The organism is Phocaeicola plebeius, from assembly GCF_003437535.1.
Taxonomy (GTDB): Bacteria; Bacteroidota; Bacteroidia; order Bacteroidales; family Bacteroidaceae; genus Phocaeicola; species Phocaeicola plebeius_A.
Map to the genome: position 1 here is coordinate 59,804 of NZ_QSQT01000007.1, position 15,101 is coordinate 74,904.

The following is a 15,101-nucleotide window of genomic DNA, read 5'->3' on the forward strand; positions in this document are numbered from 1 at the left end:
ATGGGAATGTTTACAATGAGAAAGCCTCGCGGATTCCGTCATGAATACATTTATGTGGATGAACGCAAGGAAAAACTGCAGAAAATAGAAGAGACAGCCAAACGTGAACTGGGAATGCTTCCTCCTAAAGAGTTTAATCCGGAAGACATTCGTGGTAAGTTTGTAGAAGGTACTACCTATCTGAAGCGTCGCAAGGAAAGCGGACGTAAACCTCTGAGTTACGGAGCCATGTTTGTGGCTATTGTGGTATTGCTATATATTTTACATTATCTGATTACAGGAGAATTTACACTATGACATCGGGAGATGTAATCCGTTTGTTGCCGGATTCTGTAGCCAATCAGATTGCGGCAGGAGAAGTCATACAGCGTCCGGCTTCTGTGATAAAGGAGCTGGTGGAGAATGCTGTAGATGCCGGAGCAAAAAATATAGAAGTGCTGGTGACGGATGCCGGAAAAACATGTATACGTGTCATTGATGACGGACGAGGTATGTCGGAAACGGATGCCCGTATGGCTTTTGAACGTCATGCCACTTCCAAGATTCGGGAGGCGGCCGATTTGTTTGCCCTTCATACCATGGGCTTTCGTGGAGAGGCTTTGGCTTCCATCGCTGCCGTAGCACAGGTGGAACTGAAAACTTGTTCCAGTGACGACGGATTAGGTACTTTCATTCAGATTTCCGGTTCCCAGGTAGAAAAGCAGGAGGCAGTAGCCTGCCAGCGAGGCAGTGACTTCTCTGTGAAAAATCTGTTCTTCAATGTACCTGCCCGTCGGAAGTTCCTGAAATCCAATCAAACGGAATTAAGTAACATTGTAGCTGAATTCGAACGCATTGCGCTGGTCAATCCGGATATATCTTTTGTGCTGAGTCATAATGGCACCGAGATGCTGAATCTGCCGGCCATTCCTTTGCGGCAGCGTATTATGGGGGTATTTGGCAAGAAACTGAACCAGGAGCTGCTTTCATTGGACATTGATACCACCATGGTGAAAATACATGGATATATCGGTCGTCCTGAATCGGCCCGTAAGAAAGGGGCACGCCAGTTTTTCTTTGTGAATGGTCGTTATATGCGCCATCCTTATTTTCATAAAGCTGTATCCAGTGCGTACGACAACCTGATTCCGGTGGGTGAACAAGTCTCTTATTTCATTTATTTCGAAGTGGAACCTTCGGATATAGATGTCAATATACACCCTACCAAGACAGAAATCAAGTTTGAGAATGAACAAGCCGTGTGGCAGATTCTTTCGGCTGCAGTCAAAGAGACGTTAGGACGTTTCAACGCGGTACCTTCGATTGATTTTGATACAGAAGGTATGCCGGACATTCCTGCCTTTGAGAATTCTCCTTATACGGTGGCACCTCCTCAAACCAGTTTTGACCCTTCTTATAATCCGTTTAATACAGCGGCAGTGCCTCCTTCTGCTTACTCTTCTGCATCGGCAACCAATAAAGAAACGGAAAGAGAAAGCTTCGGACAGGATGTGCGAGAATGGAGTGCGCCTGCGGGTACCTCTGTACGCTCTTCCATGAATAAAGGTGGAATGCCGGATTTTGGCAGAAGCGGAAATTATACTCCTTCGTTTGGCAGTCACAAAAATCGGGTAGAATGGGAACCTTTGTTTGAAGGGCTGGAACGTACTTCATCGGATTCGGATATTCAACCGGAAGAAGAAGTACGACCGTTTTTCCCAGAATCAACAGAATGGGGACAGGCTTCTCAGGAAGATGCCGTTACTCCATCTTTCTCTAGTGAAGAAGGTGAAAAGCAGTCTCAGGAAAATTCCATGCACCATTATCAGTATAAAGGCAGCTATATCTTGACTTCTGTAAAGTCTGGGTTGATGATTATTAATCAGCAGCGTGCCCACATCCGTATTCTCTTCGACCGCTATATGGCGCAGATAGAAAATAGAAAGAATGCTTCCCAGCGAATGCTGTTTCCGGATATGGTACATTTCTCTCCTTCTGAGATACCTGTACTGGAGGAGTTTATGGACGATTTGAATGCCTTGGGATTTGATCTTAGTAGTCTGGGAGGGGGTACTTATTCTATTAACGGTATTCCAGCTGGAATTGAGGGATTGAATCCAGAGAAACTGGTTACAGATATGGTACAGACGGCGATTGAAAAAGGTTGTAAAGTGAAGGAAGAAGTACAAAGTATGCTTGCACTTTCATTGGCAAAAGCAGCAGCCATTGTACCGGGACAGGTACTGACCGATGAGGAAATGAATCGCCTGGTCGATGATTTGTTTGCCGTATCTACTCCGAACTATACGCCAGATGGAAAGACTGTACTGGCCGTATTGAAAGAAGATGATTTGGAGAAGATGTTTAAATGATAGAAATTCTACGAATAATACAACGTGTAATCCGGGTTCTCTAAAACGAGTAATCCGGATTTTTTATTAGGCTAACTCCATTTTTATTTAACTAACCATTCTTATTCTGTAAGAAAGAATAGTTGGTAAGCGTTTTTCGATATGTCCTCAAACGCTTTTGCGTTTAGACAAAAACGCCCTTGCGTTTAAGGTAAAACGTCCTTGCGTTTTACTTCAAATGCACTTGCGTTTTAGATCAAACGCACTTGCGTTTTTTTATAAGAGAAAAACTTTGTTTACTGAGGAATTTGGCTGTAAAAAAACTGCCCCATCCAGTAGAATGAGGCAGCTTGTATAAAGTCTTGTCAGATTTTTTCATTAATGAAGAATAACCCCTTCATCACTTGTCGGATTCTGAGTTAATGTGCTTCCGTTCGGGTAAGAGTTAATAGCTGTCTGTGGTATATAGTAAGTCACACGATAGTCAGTGGCCAGTACATCACTTGTAGGATGAGGTCCCGGATATTGTCTGGTCAGTGTGCCACCGTTACGGAATACATCGTAGCTGCGTTCTGCCTGATAAGCCAGTTCCAATTGACGTTCTTTGTCTACCAATTCAGCAGCGTTGGCTGAGAAAGTATTTGAGTCATAAGTCGCTTGTTCATTGATGGCACGCTTACGTATTTCATTGACATCAATTCTTGCATTTTCAAGCTGTCCTAGTTTTACGTAAGCTTCTGCACGGTTCAGGTACATTTCATCCAGACGCGAAATGATGGGTGAATGCAGTTGTGATTCCAGATTATCCTCGCGTGAACATTTAGTGATGTAGAACATCGGGTAACCATTGTTGAGAGCCATTTTATAATCAATTACACCTGTGTATGTAGCACCATTATAGTTGATGGTGTAATATTCTTCTTCAGGAGTGCGGCCTGAATAAAGGCTGATAGGATATCTGTCTTTGGGCTTATTGTTTTCGTCTACAGTCCAGCACTCTGTTCTTCCCTCATTTACAGGAAGCTGAACATAAGTATATCCTGTTCCTGCAGTATTGGGAGTAATGAAACGCAGAACTTCTGTGTATTTTCCGTTGTCATCTGTAATATATTGAGGTTCAATGAACTTAGCTCGAGCATCTACAATTCCTTCATCACCTTTTCTCCAGTCGTTACGTTTGGTCTCATCCAGCAGTTCGATGTACTTGGCACTGGCATACATTTCTCCCCATCCCATACCACCGATGTTGGAGTACATACCTCCGATGCCATAGTAGTAATCAAATCCGGGAAAGTCGGTGGCCAGACGTTTGATGACAAAGATTGCTTCCGGATAGTTTTCAGGAGCTGTTCTGGCCGATTTCATGTAATCCTCGCGTGATACCAAACGGAATTGAGGTGAGTTAATGATGAGGTCGGCATAATAGCGTGCAGAGTCGGCATATTCTGTATTGGGATTTTCATAAGTTCCACTCATGTACAGATATACTCGTGACAGCATGGCTTGAGCTGCTTCTTTTGACGCATAGTCCGCACTCTTGAATGAGGTTGTAATCAGACTTTCAGCTGTACGCAAGTCATTAATCGCTTGTTGATAAGTATCTTTTACCGTAGAACGGTCTGGCAGAGAAAGGTTTGAGATTTCCTCTTCGCTAGGAGTTCCATTTACGATAGGAACTCCAAGATTCTTATCAGGAGCCTGATAATAAGGGCGCCCGAAAGCACGGCACAGGTAGAAATACATCATACCACGTACATAGTAGCATTCTCCTAATTTGCTTTTAATTTCCGGATCATCTGTTTCTTTGGCCATGTTGATAATATTTGAGGCCTGTGCAATGGCTTTGTATCCATAGTCCCAGAAGTTCTGCAGACGGTAGTTATCTGGGGTGCGTGAGTAAGTGATGAATTCGTAGAAGGCATCAGTAGAGGCACCGCGAATCATCATGTTGTCACCAGCGTATTCGCCTAAACGGTGCATAGGGTCAGACCATGTTTTCAGCTGTGCATACATACCGTTCAGCATGTTGTCAAAAAGTACTTCCTGGTTGTCTGCTACTTGGTCGGTTGCCATGTAATTATTGGGGAATCGGTCTATGTCACAAGACGTAAATACTCCTCCTGTGATACTCAGGGATAAAAGTATAGTTGAAGTTATCTTTTTCATAAGTGTGTGCTAATTAGAAGGTTAAATTGATACCGAACATGAATTTACGTGTAGATGGATAAAGGTTTGCTCCTGCAGTACCGATTGACTTGTAGGTACCGGTAGTTTCATCGTAATATGCCGGGACTTCAGGGTCGATTCCTGAGAATCCTGTAAGTGTAAATACATTTTCAGCTGTGAAATAAATACGCATGTTCTGGATATAATATTTAGACAGGTTCAAGTTATAACCGATAGACAGAGAACGCAGTTTCAGGTAATCTCCATCTTCCAGATAACGGGTAGATGCCTTGTTTGAGTTGCTCTTGTTTCCGTAAGAGGCAGCAGGATGAGTGGCAATATCGCCTTCTTTTTCCCAGCGTGACCAACCGTCAATCAGCTTCATCTGGTTACGGTCTGTATAGGCACCATCTGAGTCGTATTCCTGGCGGGAATAGTTATAGATTTTACCTCCGAGTGAGAATCCGAATGAAGCGTTCAAGTCAATGTTCTTCCATGTCAGAGAGGTATTGAATCCACCAAACAGTTTTGGTGAAGTAGCTTCTGTCATTACTTGTTTAGCTTCAGAATAATTACTGGTTGTTTCTCCGCTACCATCGTTTTTATACCACAGAGGAGCACCGTTTTTCGGATCAACTCCTGCCCATTCGCGCAGATAGTAACGGTCGGTGCTATAACCTACTTTCAACACTTTTTCTGCTGCTCCGGCGATGCTTGTATCGTTACCACCACCACCGATAATCATCATGTTCGGGTCGTCACCATACAGCTTTTCAAGCTTGTTCTTGTTATAACCCATGTTCAGGTCAAGGCTCCATAACCAGTCTTTTGTACGGATAATGTCTCCACCAATGGTGATTTCAATACCAGAGTTGCGCATTTCTCCTACGTTCTGCCAACGACTGGTGATACCTGTCAATCCGGAAACCGGAACCTGATATAAGATGTTGGAAGTGTATTTATTGTAGTAGTCGAATACGAAACGCAGACGGTTGTTGAAGAAGTTAGCATCAATACCTACTCCAGCGGTATAAGTCTGTTCCCAAGTCAGGTCCTTGTTGCCAACCTGGCTGATAAGAATAGCAGGAATACCATTGTAGTTAGAAGAAACAGAGTACAAGCCGTATTGCGGATATTTAGAGTATGGAATATTACCTACTGAACCATAAGATGCACGTAACTTTAATACGTCTACCCAGTCGGCTTTGAACCACTTTTCGCGGTTGATGTTCCATCCTGCACTGATTGAGAAGAAGTTACCGTATTTCTTATCATCTCCAAAGTTTGAAGCCCCGTCTCGGCGAAGAGATACTTCTGCAAGATAACGGTTGTCGTAAGTATAGTTTGCCTTGGCAAAAACTGACTGTTTAGCCCATTCAGTAAGGTTTCCTCCAACTTCTTCAGGGGTAGCGGTTGCATCCAGTACCTCAAAGCCAGAAACGATACCAGTACCTTTGGCGTTGATTACTTTGGCAGATGTATCCATAAATTCATATGCCAGCAATGCCTGTACGGAGTGTTTTCCGAATATCTTGTTGAATGTCAGGTATTGGTTGGTATATCGTTGTATGTTGTTGGTCTGTTCTTCTTCTACACGTCCTTGTACTCCAGATGCACTTTCTGTACGTGGGTCTGTATAGGCTGATTGGAAATATCCTGTCCAGCGATAGTTATTGACAGATGTAAAGGTCAGCCAATCCGTAATTTTTATATCAAAGTCAAAGTTTCCGGAGAATTCATACGTTTTTCTTGTAGTATGATTTCCGTAAGAAAGGGAGTTCAGGTAATTTGAGTCTGAGCTATCTACCCATCCGCTGTAACGGTCGGGAACCAGGTTGCCATCCTCATCGTATGGACTATCCCAAGGGAACATTGTATATTTGGCTGTATAGTCATATTGAGAATCATCCGTGTTTTTCATTGAACCAGATATGTTCGGTTTGATAGTCAGCCAGGAGAACGGCTTGTAATTAGAGCGGTAACGGAAGCTGTAGCGGTCATATTTATAACCTTTTACGGTTCCTTCTTCACTATAATATCCCAATGAGAAATAAGAACTCATTTTCTCACTTCCTCCGGATAACGAAATATTATAGTCCTGAGTAAATCCTGCTTGTGAGGCCAGTTCTCCCCAGTCAAAATTAGCGTTTCTTAATTCAGGATTCCAGCGTGAGAATTTGATGCTTTCCTGATTAGGGAACGAAGCATAATAATCGTATAGTTCGGCTCCATTCATGACTTCCATCTTTCCATTTGTCATCGTGCTGACACCCATCTTGATGGAAGCATTGATTTTCATTTTCTCGCTTTTACCCATCTTGGTAGTTACAATGATAACACCATTGGCACCTTGTGAACCATAGATGGCAGTAGAGGCAGCATCTTTCAGGATAGTCATATTTTCAATATCCGATGGGTTTAATACACCAGGGTCTTCACCCACGATTACTCCATCTATTACCCACAGCGGAGAGGTACTTCCACTTAGAGTGGCACGTCCGCGGATTTGTACGGCTCCATTGGAACCCGGTTGTCCTGAACCTGGTGCTACATACACTCCGGATACTTTACCGTTTAACATATTCTCCACTGTTGGGGTAGTAACATCTTTCAGTCTGTTTTCCTTCAGTGTAGACATGGCACCGGTTAAACTCTCTTTTTTCTGTACACCATAACCTACTACAACTACTTCTTCCAAAGTTTCAGTATCTTCCTGTAACTTGATAGTTTGTTCACTGGCGGTAGCGGTTATTTCTACTGTTTTGTAGCCGATAAAAGAAATCTGGAGTACGGCACCAGCTGGGGCATTTAACTCATATTTTCCGTCAATGTCTGTAATGGTTCCGTTAGTAGTTCCCTTTACAAGTACATTTACTCCGATTACGGGGTCGCCTGTTTGGGCATCAATGACTTGTCCTTTTAGCTTCTGATCTTGTTGCTGAATGGCCAGATTTGTTCCGGCTGTAGAAGAAGCTGCAAGAGCTGGCAAAGAGGTGCAGAAAAAAGCACTCGCCAATACGATGCAACTACTTTTTGCAAAACATGTTTTTGAACTCATAGTGATTAGTGTTGATAATGGTTTTATATTATATTTTAGCTTTGCCGCAAATGTAATATTTTTTTATAAAACACAAATGTTTTGGAATAAATTTATTTTATTATTCGCTGTTTCTAAAAAAATAGTTGTTTAACTATTTTGACTAAAAATATTTTATCGTTTTAGTTTTCTTCCATCAAAAGAAACAGAAAAGGCCATCTCATTGTGAGACAGCCTTTTCTGTTCCTTTTGATAGGGGTATGTGAGGTTAAAATCCCAGTCCAGCTACATGATTAAGCAGTTCATACACTCCACTGCAGATACCCAATACAATGACTCCGATAAGGCAGATAAACAGACCTGTACGGGCCAGAGCCGGTGTGCGGAAGGTGGCTACCGGTGCATCGTTTGGAGTGATGTACATGGCTTTCACAATCAGCAGGTAATAGTAGAGTGAAATAATCGTATTTACCAATGCCAGGAACACTACCAGCCAGTGGCCGCTGTGGAAAGCAGAGGCAAAGACGAAGAATTTAGAGAAGAATCCGGCAAACGGAGGGATACCGGCCAGTGAGAACAGCGCCAGTGTCATGACGAAGCTCAGGCGTGGGTTGGTCTTGTATAATCCGTTGTAGGTACTTCTGTCCACCTTTCCTCCGGTGTGCTGCTCTATGGTGCTGATGACACCGAACACAGCCAGGTTGGCTACGATATAGACCACGATGTAGTACACCAGTGAAGCCATTCCCTGTTCATTTCCTCCCAATACAGCCAGCATGATATAACCGGCCTGTGAGATACTACTGTAAGCCATGAAGCGTTTCAAGTCTTCCTGAAGGATGGCAAAGATGTTGGCAATGGTGATGGTGACCACAATGACGATGCTCAGCAAGAGACTCCAGTCGGCTACCATCTGTCCGAATACTTTTATCAGGATGCTCATCAGAGCGAAAGCGGCTGCACCTTTGGAGATGACTGACAGGTAAGCCGATACATTGGTCGGAGCTCCCTGATAGGTATCGGGTGTCCACATGTGGAAAGGCACGAGACTCAGCTTGAAGCCCAGTCCGGCAAAGAAGAATACCATCGCCATTACCTGGAGCGGGGTTCCGGTCAGGGCTGTGGTGATGTCGGCAAAGTAGGTGGTACCGGTTGTACCGTATACCATGGAGATGCCATAAAGCATCAGGGCAGAAGAGAACATGGAGTTCAGGATGAACTTGGCTCCTGCTTCCGCGCTGTGATGGCGGTATTTGTCGAAAGCCACCAGACAGGCCATCGGGATGCTGGCCAGTTCCAGGCCTACGTAGAACAGAATGAAACTGCCTGCGCTGACCATGAAATACATACCCAGCAGCGTGCTGAGTGTCAGCATATAGAATTCTCCGGCTTTGTGACGGGTATCTTCGCGTGAGAGCCATTCACCCGACTGCAGGAATACGAGCAGCGTGCCGGCAGTCAGTATGGTTTTTACAACAGATGCCATCTGGCTGGCATGATACATTCCTCCAAAGGCTTCTCCGCTGGCGGGTACAATGTTTAAGACCAGTTGTACGACCATCAGTGTGCAGGCCAGCGTCTGAAGCGGCTTGTGATTAGGCGTTTTCAGTATCAAGTCTGCCAACAGCATGAAGAGGATAATGGCGACCAGGCTTATTTCAGCCTGCATGGTTAATAATTCGCTCATATAATTTCTTTTAGTTTATTCAGGTTATCGGATAAGTTGGCTGATAATAGGTTCTACGCTTCCGCTGATGACATTGCTGACCCAGTAAGGAGCGAGTCCCAGTCCGGCTACAGCTATAATCAGGCAGATTACGGCAAAACGTTCGTCCCAGGTAGCGTCGGTCAGTTTCAGGTGTTCCGGGTTCTGACAGGTGCCATACAGGATTTTTCCTACTACACGCAGGATGTACACAGCCGTGATGACAATACTCATCGTAGCGATGATGGTACAAGTGCGGTGGAACAGGTCCGGATTCTGGAATGAACCTACGAATACGGTCATTTCAGCCACGAAACCGCTCAGCCCAGGCAGACCTAAGTTGGCCAGACCGGCAATGACATAACCCACGGCCAGGAAAGGCATGATTTTCATCAGTCCGCCCAGACAGCGGATGTCACGGGTGTGTGTACGGCCGTAAATCATACCGATAAGGGCAAAGAACAAGGCGGTCATCAAGCCGTGGCTCAACATCTGCAGGATGGCACCGGTAGCACTCACGCGCGTCATCATCAGCAGAGCGAACAATACCAGTCCGCAGTGGCTTACAGAAGAGTAGGCGTTGATGTATTTCAAGTCGGTCTGTACCACGGCACTGAACGCTCCGTACACCACGGAAATGGTGGTCAGTACCAGGAAGAAATCGCCCCAGATAGCGGCACCGGTCGGCATCAGGTACATGGCGATGCGGAAACATCCGTAACCTCCTAATTTCATCAATACACCGGCGTGCAGCATACTTACGGCCGTGGGGGCAGAAGCATGACCGTCGGGGCTCCATGTGTGGAAGGGGAACAAGGCACCCAGCACACCGAATCCCAGGAAGACCATCGGGAAGAAGATACGTTGCATTTCGGTCGGTATCTTGTGCTGCACGATTTCCAGGATATTCATCGTCTCGGCTCCGGCTCCGTAGTAGATGCCCAGGATACCAATCAGCAGGAAGGCAGAACCACCCATCAGCATCAAGGTCAGCTTCATGGCAGCGTATTCCTTGCGGCCGCTTCCCCATACACCAATCAGCAGGAACATCGGAATCAAAGCCACTTCATAGAACATGAACATGGTGAACAGGTCGGTTGAGATGAAGAATCCGAATACTCCGGTGCTCAGCAGGGTGAACCACAGGAAATATTCTTTGGTGAGCGGTTTCAGCTTCCAGGAAGCGAATGTACCGGTAAATACGATGATGGCACTCAGCAGCAGCATCACTACGGAGATACCGTCTACTCCTACAGAGTAACAGATGTGAAGCGGGGCATACCATACGATGCTGTCTGTGAAAAGCATTTCAGCTGTAGCTCCCGCATGGCGCTGTCCGATGTAAGACACCGTGAGGTAAGCCGCAAGCGCCAGCAATAAAGTGGAACCGGCCACCATCACTCCTCTGACTTGATTGACGTTGCGGGCAATCCATAGTCCCAACAACATCAGCAGGGGTATCAATACGAAAAGACTTAATATATTCATAAGCGTATAAGTTCTTCTTTTTTAGTTCAACAGCAAGATAATTGTCAGGACAATGATTCCTGCCAGGAAATAATGCGTGTAGGTTTGTACCTTTCCACTTTGTATGGGCTGTACGGTCTCTCCGGCTGCGTTGGTACCCCAGGCCATGAAATTCATGAACTGGTCGATGACGTGGCGGTCAAACCATGCCAATGGAGTAGAGATGCAGCGGAAGATGATTTTCTTGGTCACGAACAACCAGATTTCGTCCATGTAGAAACGCTTGTAGGCCGCACGGTGCAGAGTGCTGAAGCGTGTGGCGAGCATGTCGGCTACAGGCTGCTGTTCGCGGGCGTACATCCAGGTAGCCAAGGCAATGGCGATGACGGCAATAGCGATACTCGTACCGGCTACTGTCCAGTCGAGGTGGATGTCGTAGGATTCACCGTTGGCTGAAACGAAATGTCCGAAAGGAATAAAACCGGCTACGATGGTGACCAGCGCCAGGAACATCAGCGGGAAAGTCATGGTCAGCGGACTTTCATGCGGCATGTGGTGTGCATGCAGTTCCTTGTTTTCCTTTCCCCAGAAGATGCAGTAGTACAAGCGGAACATATAGAAAGCGGTCATTCCGGCAATGATGGCCATAATCCATCCCATCACGGGGCTGTACTGGAAGCAGGCGGTCAGGATTTCATCTTTTGAGAAGAATCCGGAGAACGGAGGGATACCTGCGATGGCCAGACAGGCAATCAGGAAGGTGATGTGGGTAATCGGCATGTATTTGCGCAGACCGCCCATGGTTTCCATTTCGTTGCTGTGTACGGCGTGGATGATGCATCCGGCTCCCAAGAAGAGCAGGGCTTTGAACATGGCGTGTGTGAACAGGTGGAACATACCGGCCATGTAACCTAAACCGCCTTCGTGCGGGTTGGCAGCCGTGCATACACCCAGTGCCACCATCATGAAACCAATCTGTGAGATGGTAGAGAAGGCCAGCACACGTTTGATGTCACTCTGTGCACAAGCTACGCTTGCGGCATAGAATGCGGTGAAAGCACCTACCCAGGCTACCAAGTGGAGTGTGTGCGGCGCGAAGCCGATGAACAAGGGGAACATACGGGCTACCAGATACACTCCGGCTACTACCATGGTAGCGGCATGAATCAGGGCAGATACCGGTGTCGGACCTTCCATGGCATCCGGCAACCAGATGTGCAGCGGGAACATGGCACTCTTTCCGGCACCACCGATGAACATCAGTCCCAATGCCCAGGGCAGCACAATTCCGGCCTGCATCAGGCGTTCGGTTCCAGGGTTGAAGGTGAAAGTCTGCATGTAGTATCCGTAGATAAGGATACCAATCAGGAAGCCCAAGTCAGCAAAACGGGTGACGATAAAGGCCTTCTTGCTGGCAGCGATTGCTTCCGGTTTGGTGTAGTAGAAACCAATAAGCAGATAGGAAGACACACCTACCAGTTCCCAGAACACATACATCTGGAAAATGTTGGTAGCTACCACCAGGCCTAACATAGAGAAGGTAAACAGCGACAGAAAAGCGTAGTACCGCTGGAAGCCGACTTCACCTTTCATGTAGCCGAAAGAATAGATATGTACCATTAGTGACACTGTGGAAATAACCACCAGCATCATGACGGAAATCGGATCGAGCAAAATACCCATGTCGATGTGAAGGGAGGAAGTGAACGGCAGCCATTCAATGTTCCACGGAGTCAGCGTAGGGTAGAGGCCTTCGGCAGTACGTGGAGCAGAGAAATAATTGAATGCCGTCAGATAGCTCAGCACGGCTACCGCTCCTAACGATAGGGTACCGATTGTGCCTGCTACGCGATGAGGCATTTTCATGCCGGCCAATGCCAGAACCAGGAAGCTCAGCACCGGGAGGGCAAGTATCAGAATTGTATAATCCATAAGCAATTGAATAAAATGTGAGAAAGTTATCCTTTCAAGTCAGTAATATCATCGGTAAGCACCTGTTTCAGGTTGCGATACACATTAATAATGATGGCAATGGCTACAGCCGTTTCAGCTGCGGCAATGGCTATGCCGAACAGGCTGAAGAAATGGCCTTCCAGTTGTCCGGGGAAAAGATAACGGTTGAATACCGCGAAATTGATGTTGGTTGCATTAAGCATCAATTCTACCGAAATCAGCAAAGCCAGCAAGTTTTTGCGGGTAAAGAATCCGTAGATGCCGCAAAACAACATGACGGTACTGATGACGAGGTAGTGAACTACATGAATTTCTATTTCCATAATCTTACTGTGTTATTTTTGTTTACGTGCAATCAGTATCGCACCAATCATACAAGCTAAGAGCAATACACTGACTACCTCAAATGGTAATACAAACTGGTATTTCCCTGTACCAATCAAGGCATGTCCGATGTTTTCTACCGGAAGTTCTACTCCTTGCGGAATCAGGTTCAGGGCAAATCCGTTGGTCATGACTAAGAAAAGCACGAGGGCTGCGCCGATAACAATGGTTAGCAATACACTGATGAGCTTGGCGCGGTTTATCTTGTACTTCATATTCTTGTCCGACTGGGTCAGCAGGATGGAGAATACATACAGCACCACGATACCTCCGGCGTAAACCATCAGCTGTACAGCGCTCAGGAAGGTATAGCCCAGGATTCCGTAGATGGCTCCCGTACCTAAAAGAACGAACAGCAGATAAGTAGCGGCACGCAGGATTTTTCCTGTAGTGACAGCTAAAATGGAACAAGCAATGATACAGGCTCCTACGATATAAAATACGATTTCTTGAAGTGATATATTCATATCCGTTTCGTTTTATTTATTTCTTGTTCAGTGTCATGACGAGTTTTTCTTTCTGGAATACTGCATTCTCAAAGTCATTCGTAAACTGAATGGCATTGTGAGGGCAGGCATTGACGCACAGCATGCAGAACATGCAAGAGCCTAAGTTGTACTCGTATTTCACCAGGAATTTTTTCTTTTTACCGTCTTCCGTCTCACGCATTTCCGTGGTCAGCCGGATGGTGCCGTTCGGGCAGCTCATCTGACAAAGTCCGCAGGCAATGCAATGGTGATTTCCTTCTTCATCCACCGGCATCACCAACATGGCCCGGTGACGTTCCGGAATGTGAAGTGTAGTATGGCGGTTTTCAGGATACTGTTCGGTAATCTTCTTCTGGCAGAATACTTTCATGGAAGTGCGCATACCTACCAGCAGGCTTTTGACTCCACCGACATATCCTTTTAAATATTCTTTAAATCCATTCATAGTCAAAAATTTTTAATCAAAATGTCAGACCAAATACTTTGCATACGGTCATTAATAACAATACGACCAGTGAGAGCGGCATCAGGTATTTCCATTCCAGTGTCAGTACCTGGTCGATACGCAAACGGGGGAAGGTCCAGCGAATCCACATGAGCAGGAAGACGATGAAGAAGGTCTTTCCAATGAACCATACAAATCCGGGGATGTAGTCCATCACCATGTTAAGTCCGTCGAGTCCGGCAATGTGCAAGGGCATCCAGCCTCCCAAGAACAACGTGGTGGCGATACCGGCAGTAATGAACAGGTTCAAATATTCGGCCAGATAGAAGAATCCGAAATGCATACCCGAATATTCCGTGTGGTATCCGGCAGTCAACTCTTGTTCTGCTTCTGCCAAGTCGAACGGACCGCGGTTGGCTTCCGCGTTTCCGGCAATCAGGTAGATGATGAAAGCCATGATGGCAGGAATGTGTCCCTTGAAAATGTTCCATCCGTTAGCCTGACCTTCTACGATGGTCTGAATGTCCATGGCACCACTCATTACGACCATGGTCAGTACGCTGAGGCCGATAGAAAGCTCGTAGCTGATGATCATGGCTCCACTTCGTACGGCACCAATCAATGTATATTTACTGTTACTACTCCATCCGGCCAGCAAAATACCCAATACACCGATGGAAGAAGCTGCCAGCACAAAGAAGATACCGATGTTCATGTGAAGGATTTCTCCACCTTTATTCCATGGAAGACAAGAGAATGTCAGAATGGAAGCAAGAATTACCAGGAACGGAGCCAAAGCATAAAGAAAATGGTCGGAATGCTTCAGGCTGATGATTTCCTTGGTAAGGATTTTCAATACGTCGGCAGGTACTTGCAACAAACCTCCTTTTCCTCCTACACGGTTCGGGCCGATACGGCACTGGAAAGCCGCACAGACTTTACGTTCCATGTAGATAAGAATGATGGCCAGTACCGCGTACATGACGAGGATAAATACTCCCACAACGAGTCCTTCCAATGTCAGTGCCAGCCATTCAGGCATTACACTGCAAAGGAATGCATGAATCTGCATGAGCAGCGGGCTGAGATTATAATAATCTAAAAACATAATTCTTTTATTTTTTCA

The 15,101-nt window shown here is 45.9% G+C and carries 11 protein-coding genes; 2 read left to right on the plus strand and 9 right to left on the minus strand.

Annotated features, from left to right (window positions below):
• Positions 1-297, plus strand: a complete 297-nt coding sequence (locus DXD04_RS04950) for a hypothetical protein (RefSeq protein ID WP_007557876.1) — start codon at positions 1-3, stop codon at positions 295-297.
• A complete protein-coding gene (mutL, locus tag DXD04_RS04955) occupies positions 294-2,351 on the plus strand; it encodes a DNA mismatch repair endonuclease MutL (RefSeq protein ID WP_117671391.1) in 2,058 nt (685 codons plus the stop codon). The genes DXD04_RS04950 and mutL overlap by 4 nt, the downstream gene beginning before the upstream one ends.
• A 357-nt stretch (positions 2,352-2,708) precedes the next feature.
• On the opposite strand, the gene DXD04_RS04960 is transcribed toward mutL, so the two are convergent.
• The 9 genes from DXD04_RS04960 to nuoH all read right to left on the minus strand — a co-directional run bounded on the left by DXD04_RS04960 (position 2,709) and on the right by nuoH (position 15,083).
• Positions 2,709-4,496 carry a RagB/SusD family nutrient uptake outer membrane protein gene (locus DXD04_RS04960; RefSeq protein WP_117671393.1) on the minus strand — a complete coding sequence of 596 codons (1,788 nt, stop codon included), beginning with the start codon at positions 4,494-4,496 and terminating at the stop codon, positions 2,709-2,711.
• 13 nt (positions 4,497-4,509) lie between these two features.
• On the minus strand, positions 4,510-7,554 hold the full coding sequence (locus DXD04_RS04965; protein ID WP_117671395.1) for a SusC/RagA family TonB-linked outer membrane protein: 3,045 nt from the start codon (positions 7,552-7,554) through the stop codon (positions 4,510-4,512).
• Positions 7,555-7,801: 247 nt separating this feature from the next.
• Positions 7,802-9,220 (minus strand): NADH-quinone oxidoreductase subunit N, encoded by a 1,419-nt coding sequence (locus DXD04_RS04970; protein ID WP_117671397.1) that lies wholly within the window; start codon positions 9,218-9,220, stop codon positions 7,802-7,804.
• A 24-nt stretch (positions 9,221-9,244) separates the two neighbouring features.
• Complete coding sequence (locus DXD04_RS04975) at positions 9,245-10,726, minus strand: complex I subunit 4 family protein (protein ID WP_117671399.1); 1,482 nt, start codon at positions 10,724-10,726, stop codon at positions 9,245-9,247.
• Between the two features lie 21 nt (positions 10,727-10,747).
• Entirely contained in the window at positions 10,748-12,637 is a 1,890-nt protein-coding gene (gene nuoL, locus DXD04_RS04980; RefSeq protein WP_117671401.1) for an NADH-quinone oxidoreductase subunit L, read from the minus strand.
• A gap of 26 nt (positions 12,638-12,663) precedes the next feature.
• Positions 12,664-12,981 carry an NADH-quinone oxidoreductase subunit NuoK gene (nuoK, locus tag DXD04_RS04985; RefSeq protein ID WP_007557857.1) on the minus strand — a complete coding sequence of 106 codons (318 nt, stop codon included), beginning with the start codon at positions 12,979-12,981 and terminating at the stop codon, positions 12,664-12,666.
• Between the two features lie 12 nt (positions 12,982-12,993).
• On the minus strand, positions 12,994-13,509 hold the full coding sequence (locus DXD04_RS04990; protein WP_007557855.1) for an NADH-quinone oxidoreductase subunit J family protein: 516 nt from the start codon (positions 13,507-13,509) through the stop codon (positions 12,994-12,996).
• A gap of 16 nt (positions 13,510-13,525) precedes the next feature.
• On the minus strand, positions 13,526-13,975 hold the full coding sequence (locus tag DXD04_RS04995) for a 4Fe-4S binding protein (protein WP_007557854.1): 450 nt from the start codon (positions 13,973-13,975) through the stop codon (positions 13,526-13,528).
• Positions 13,976-13,991: 16 nt separating this feature from the next.
• Positions 13,992-15,083, minus strand: coding sequence for an NADH-quinone oxidoreductase subunit NuoH (nuoH, locus tag DXD04_RS05000; RefSeq protein WP_117671403.1), 1,092 nt, complete (start codon positions 15,081-15,083; stop codon positions 13,992-13,994).
• Positions 15,084-15,101 lie beyond the last annotated feature (18 nt).

Excerpts from the sequence above, each read along its gene's own strand:
- DXD04_RS04970 (WP_117671397.1), bottom strand. The coding sequence starts at position 9,220 with ATGAGCGAATTATTAACCATGCAGGCTGAAATAAGCCTGGTCGCCATT.
- DXD04_RS04995 (WP_007557854.1), bottom strand. The coding sequence starts at position 13,975 with ATGAATGGATTTAAAGAATATTTAAAAGGATATGTCGGTGGAGTCAAA.
- nuoL (WP_117671401.1), bottom strand. The coding sequence starts at position 12,637 with ATGGATTATACAATTCTGATACTTGCCCTCCCGGTGCTGAGCTTCCTG.
- nuoK (WP_007557857.1), bottom strand. The coding sequence starts at position 12,981 with ATGGAAATAGAAATTCATGTAGTTCACTACCTCGTCATCAGTACCGTC.
- DXD04_RS04960 (WP_117671393.1), bottom strand. The coding sequence starts at position 4,496 with ATGAAAAAGATAACTTCAACTATACTTTTATCCCTGAGTATCACAGGA.
- DXD04_RS04990 (WP_007557855.1), bottom strand. The coding sequence starts at position 13,509 with ATGAATATATCACTTCAAGAAATCGTATTTTATATCGTAGGAGCCTGT.
- mutL (WP_117671391.1), top strand. The coding sequence starts at position 294 with ATGACATCGGGAGATGTAATCCGTTTGTTGCCGGATTCTGTAGCCAAT.
- DXD04_RS04975 (WP_117671399.1), bottom strand. The coding sequence starts at position 10,726 with ATGAATATATTAAGTCTTTTCGTATTGATACCCCTGCTGATGTTGTTG.
- DXD04_RS04965 (WP_117671395.1), bottom strand. The coding sequence starts at position 7,554 with ATGAGTTCAAAAACATGTTTTGCAAAAAGTAGTTGCATCGTATTGGCG.
- nuoH (WP_117671403.1), bottom strand. The coding sequence starts at position 15,083 with ATGTTTTTAGATTATTATAATCTCAGCCCGCTGCTCATGCAGATTCAT.
- DXD04_RS04950 (WP_007557876.1), top strand. The coding sequence starts at position 1 with ATGGGAATGTTTACAATGAGAAAGCCTCGCGGATTCCGTCATGAATAC.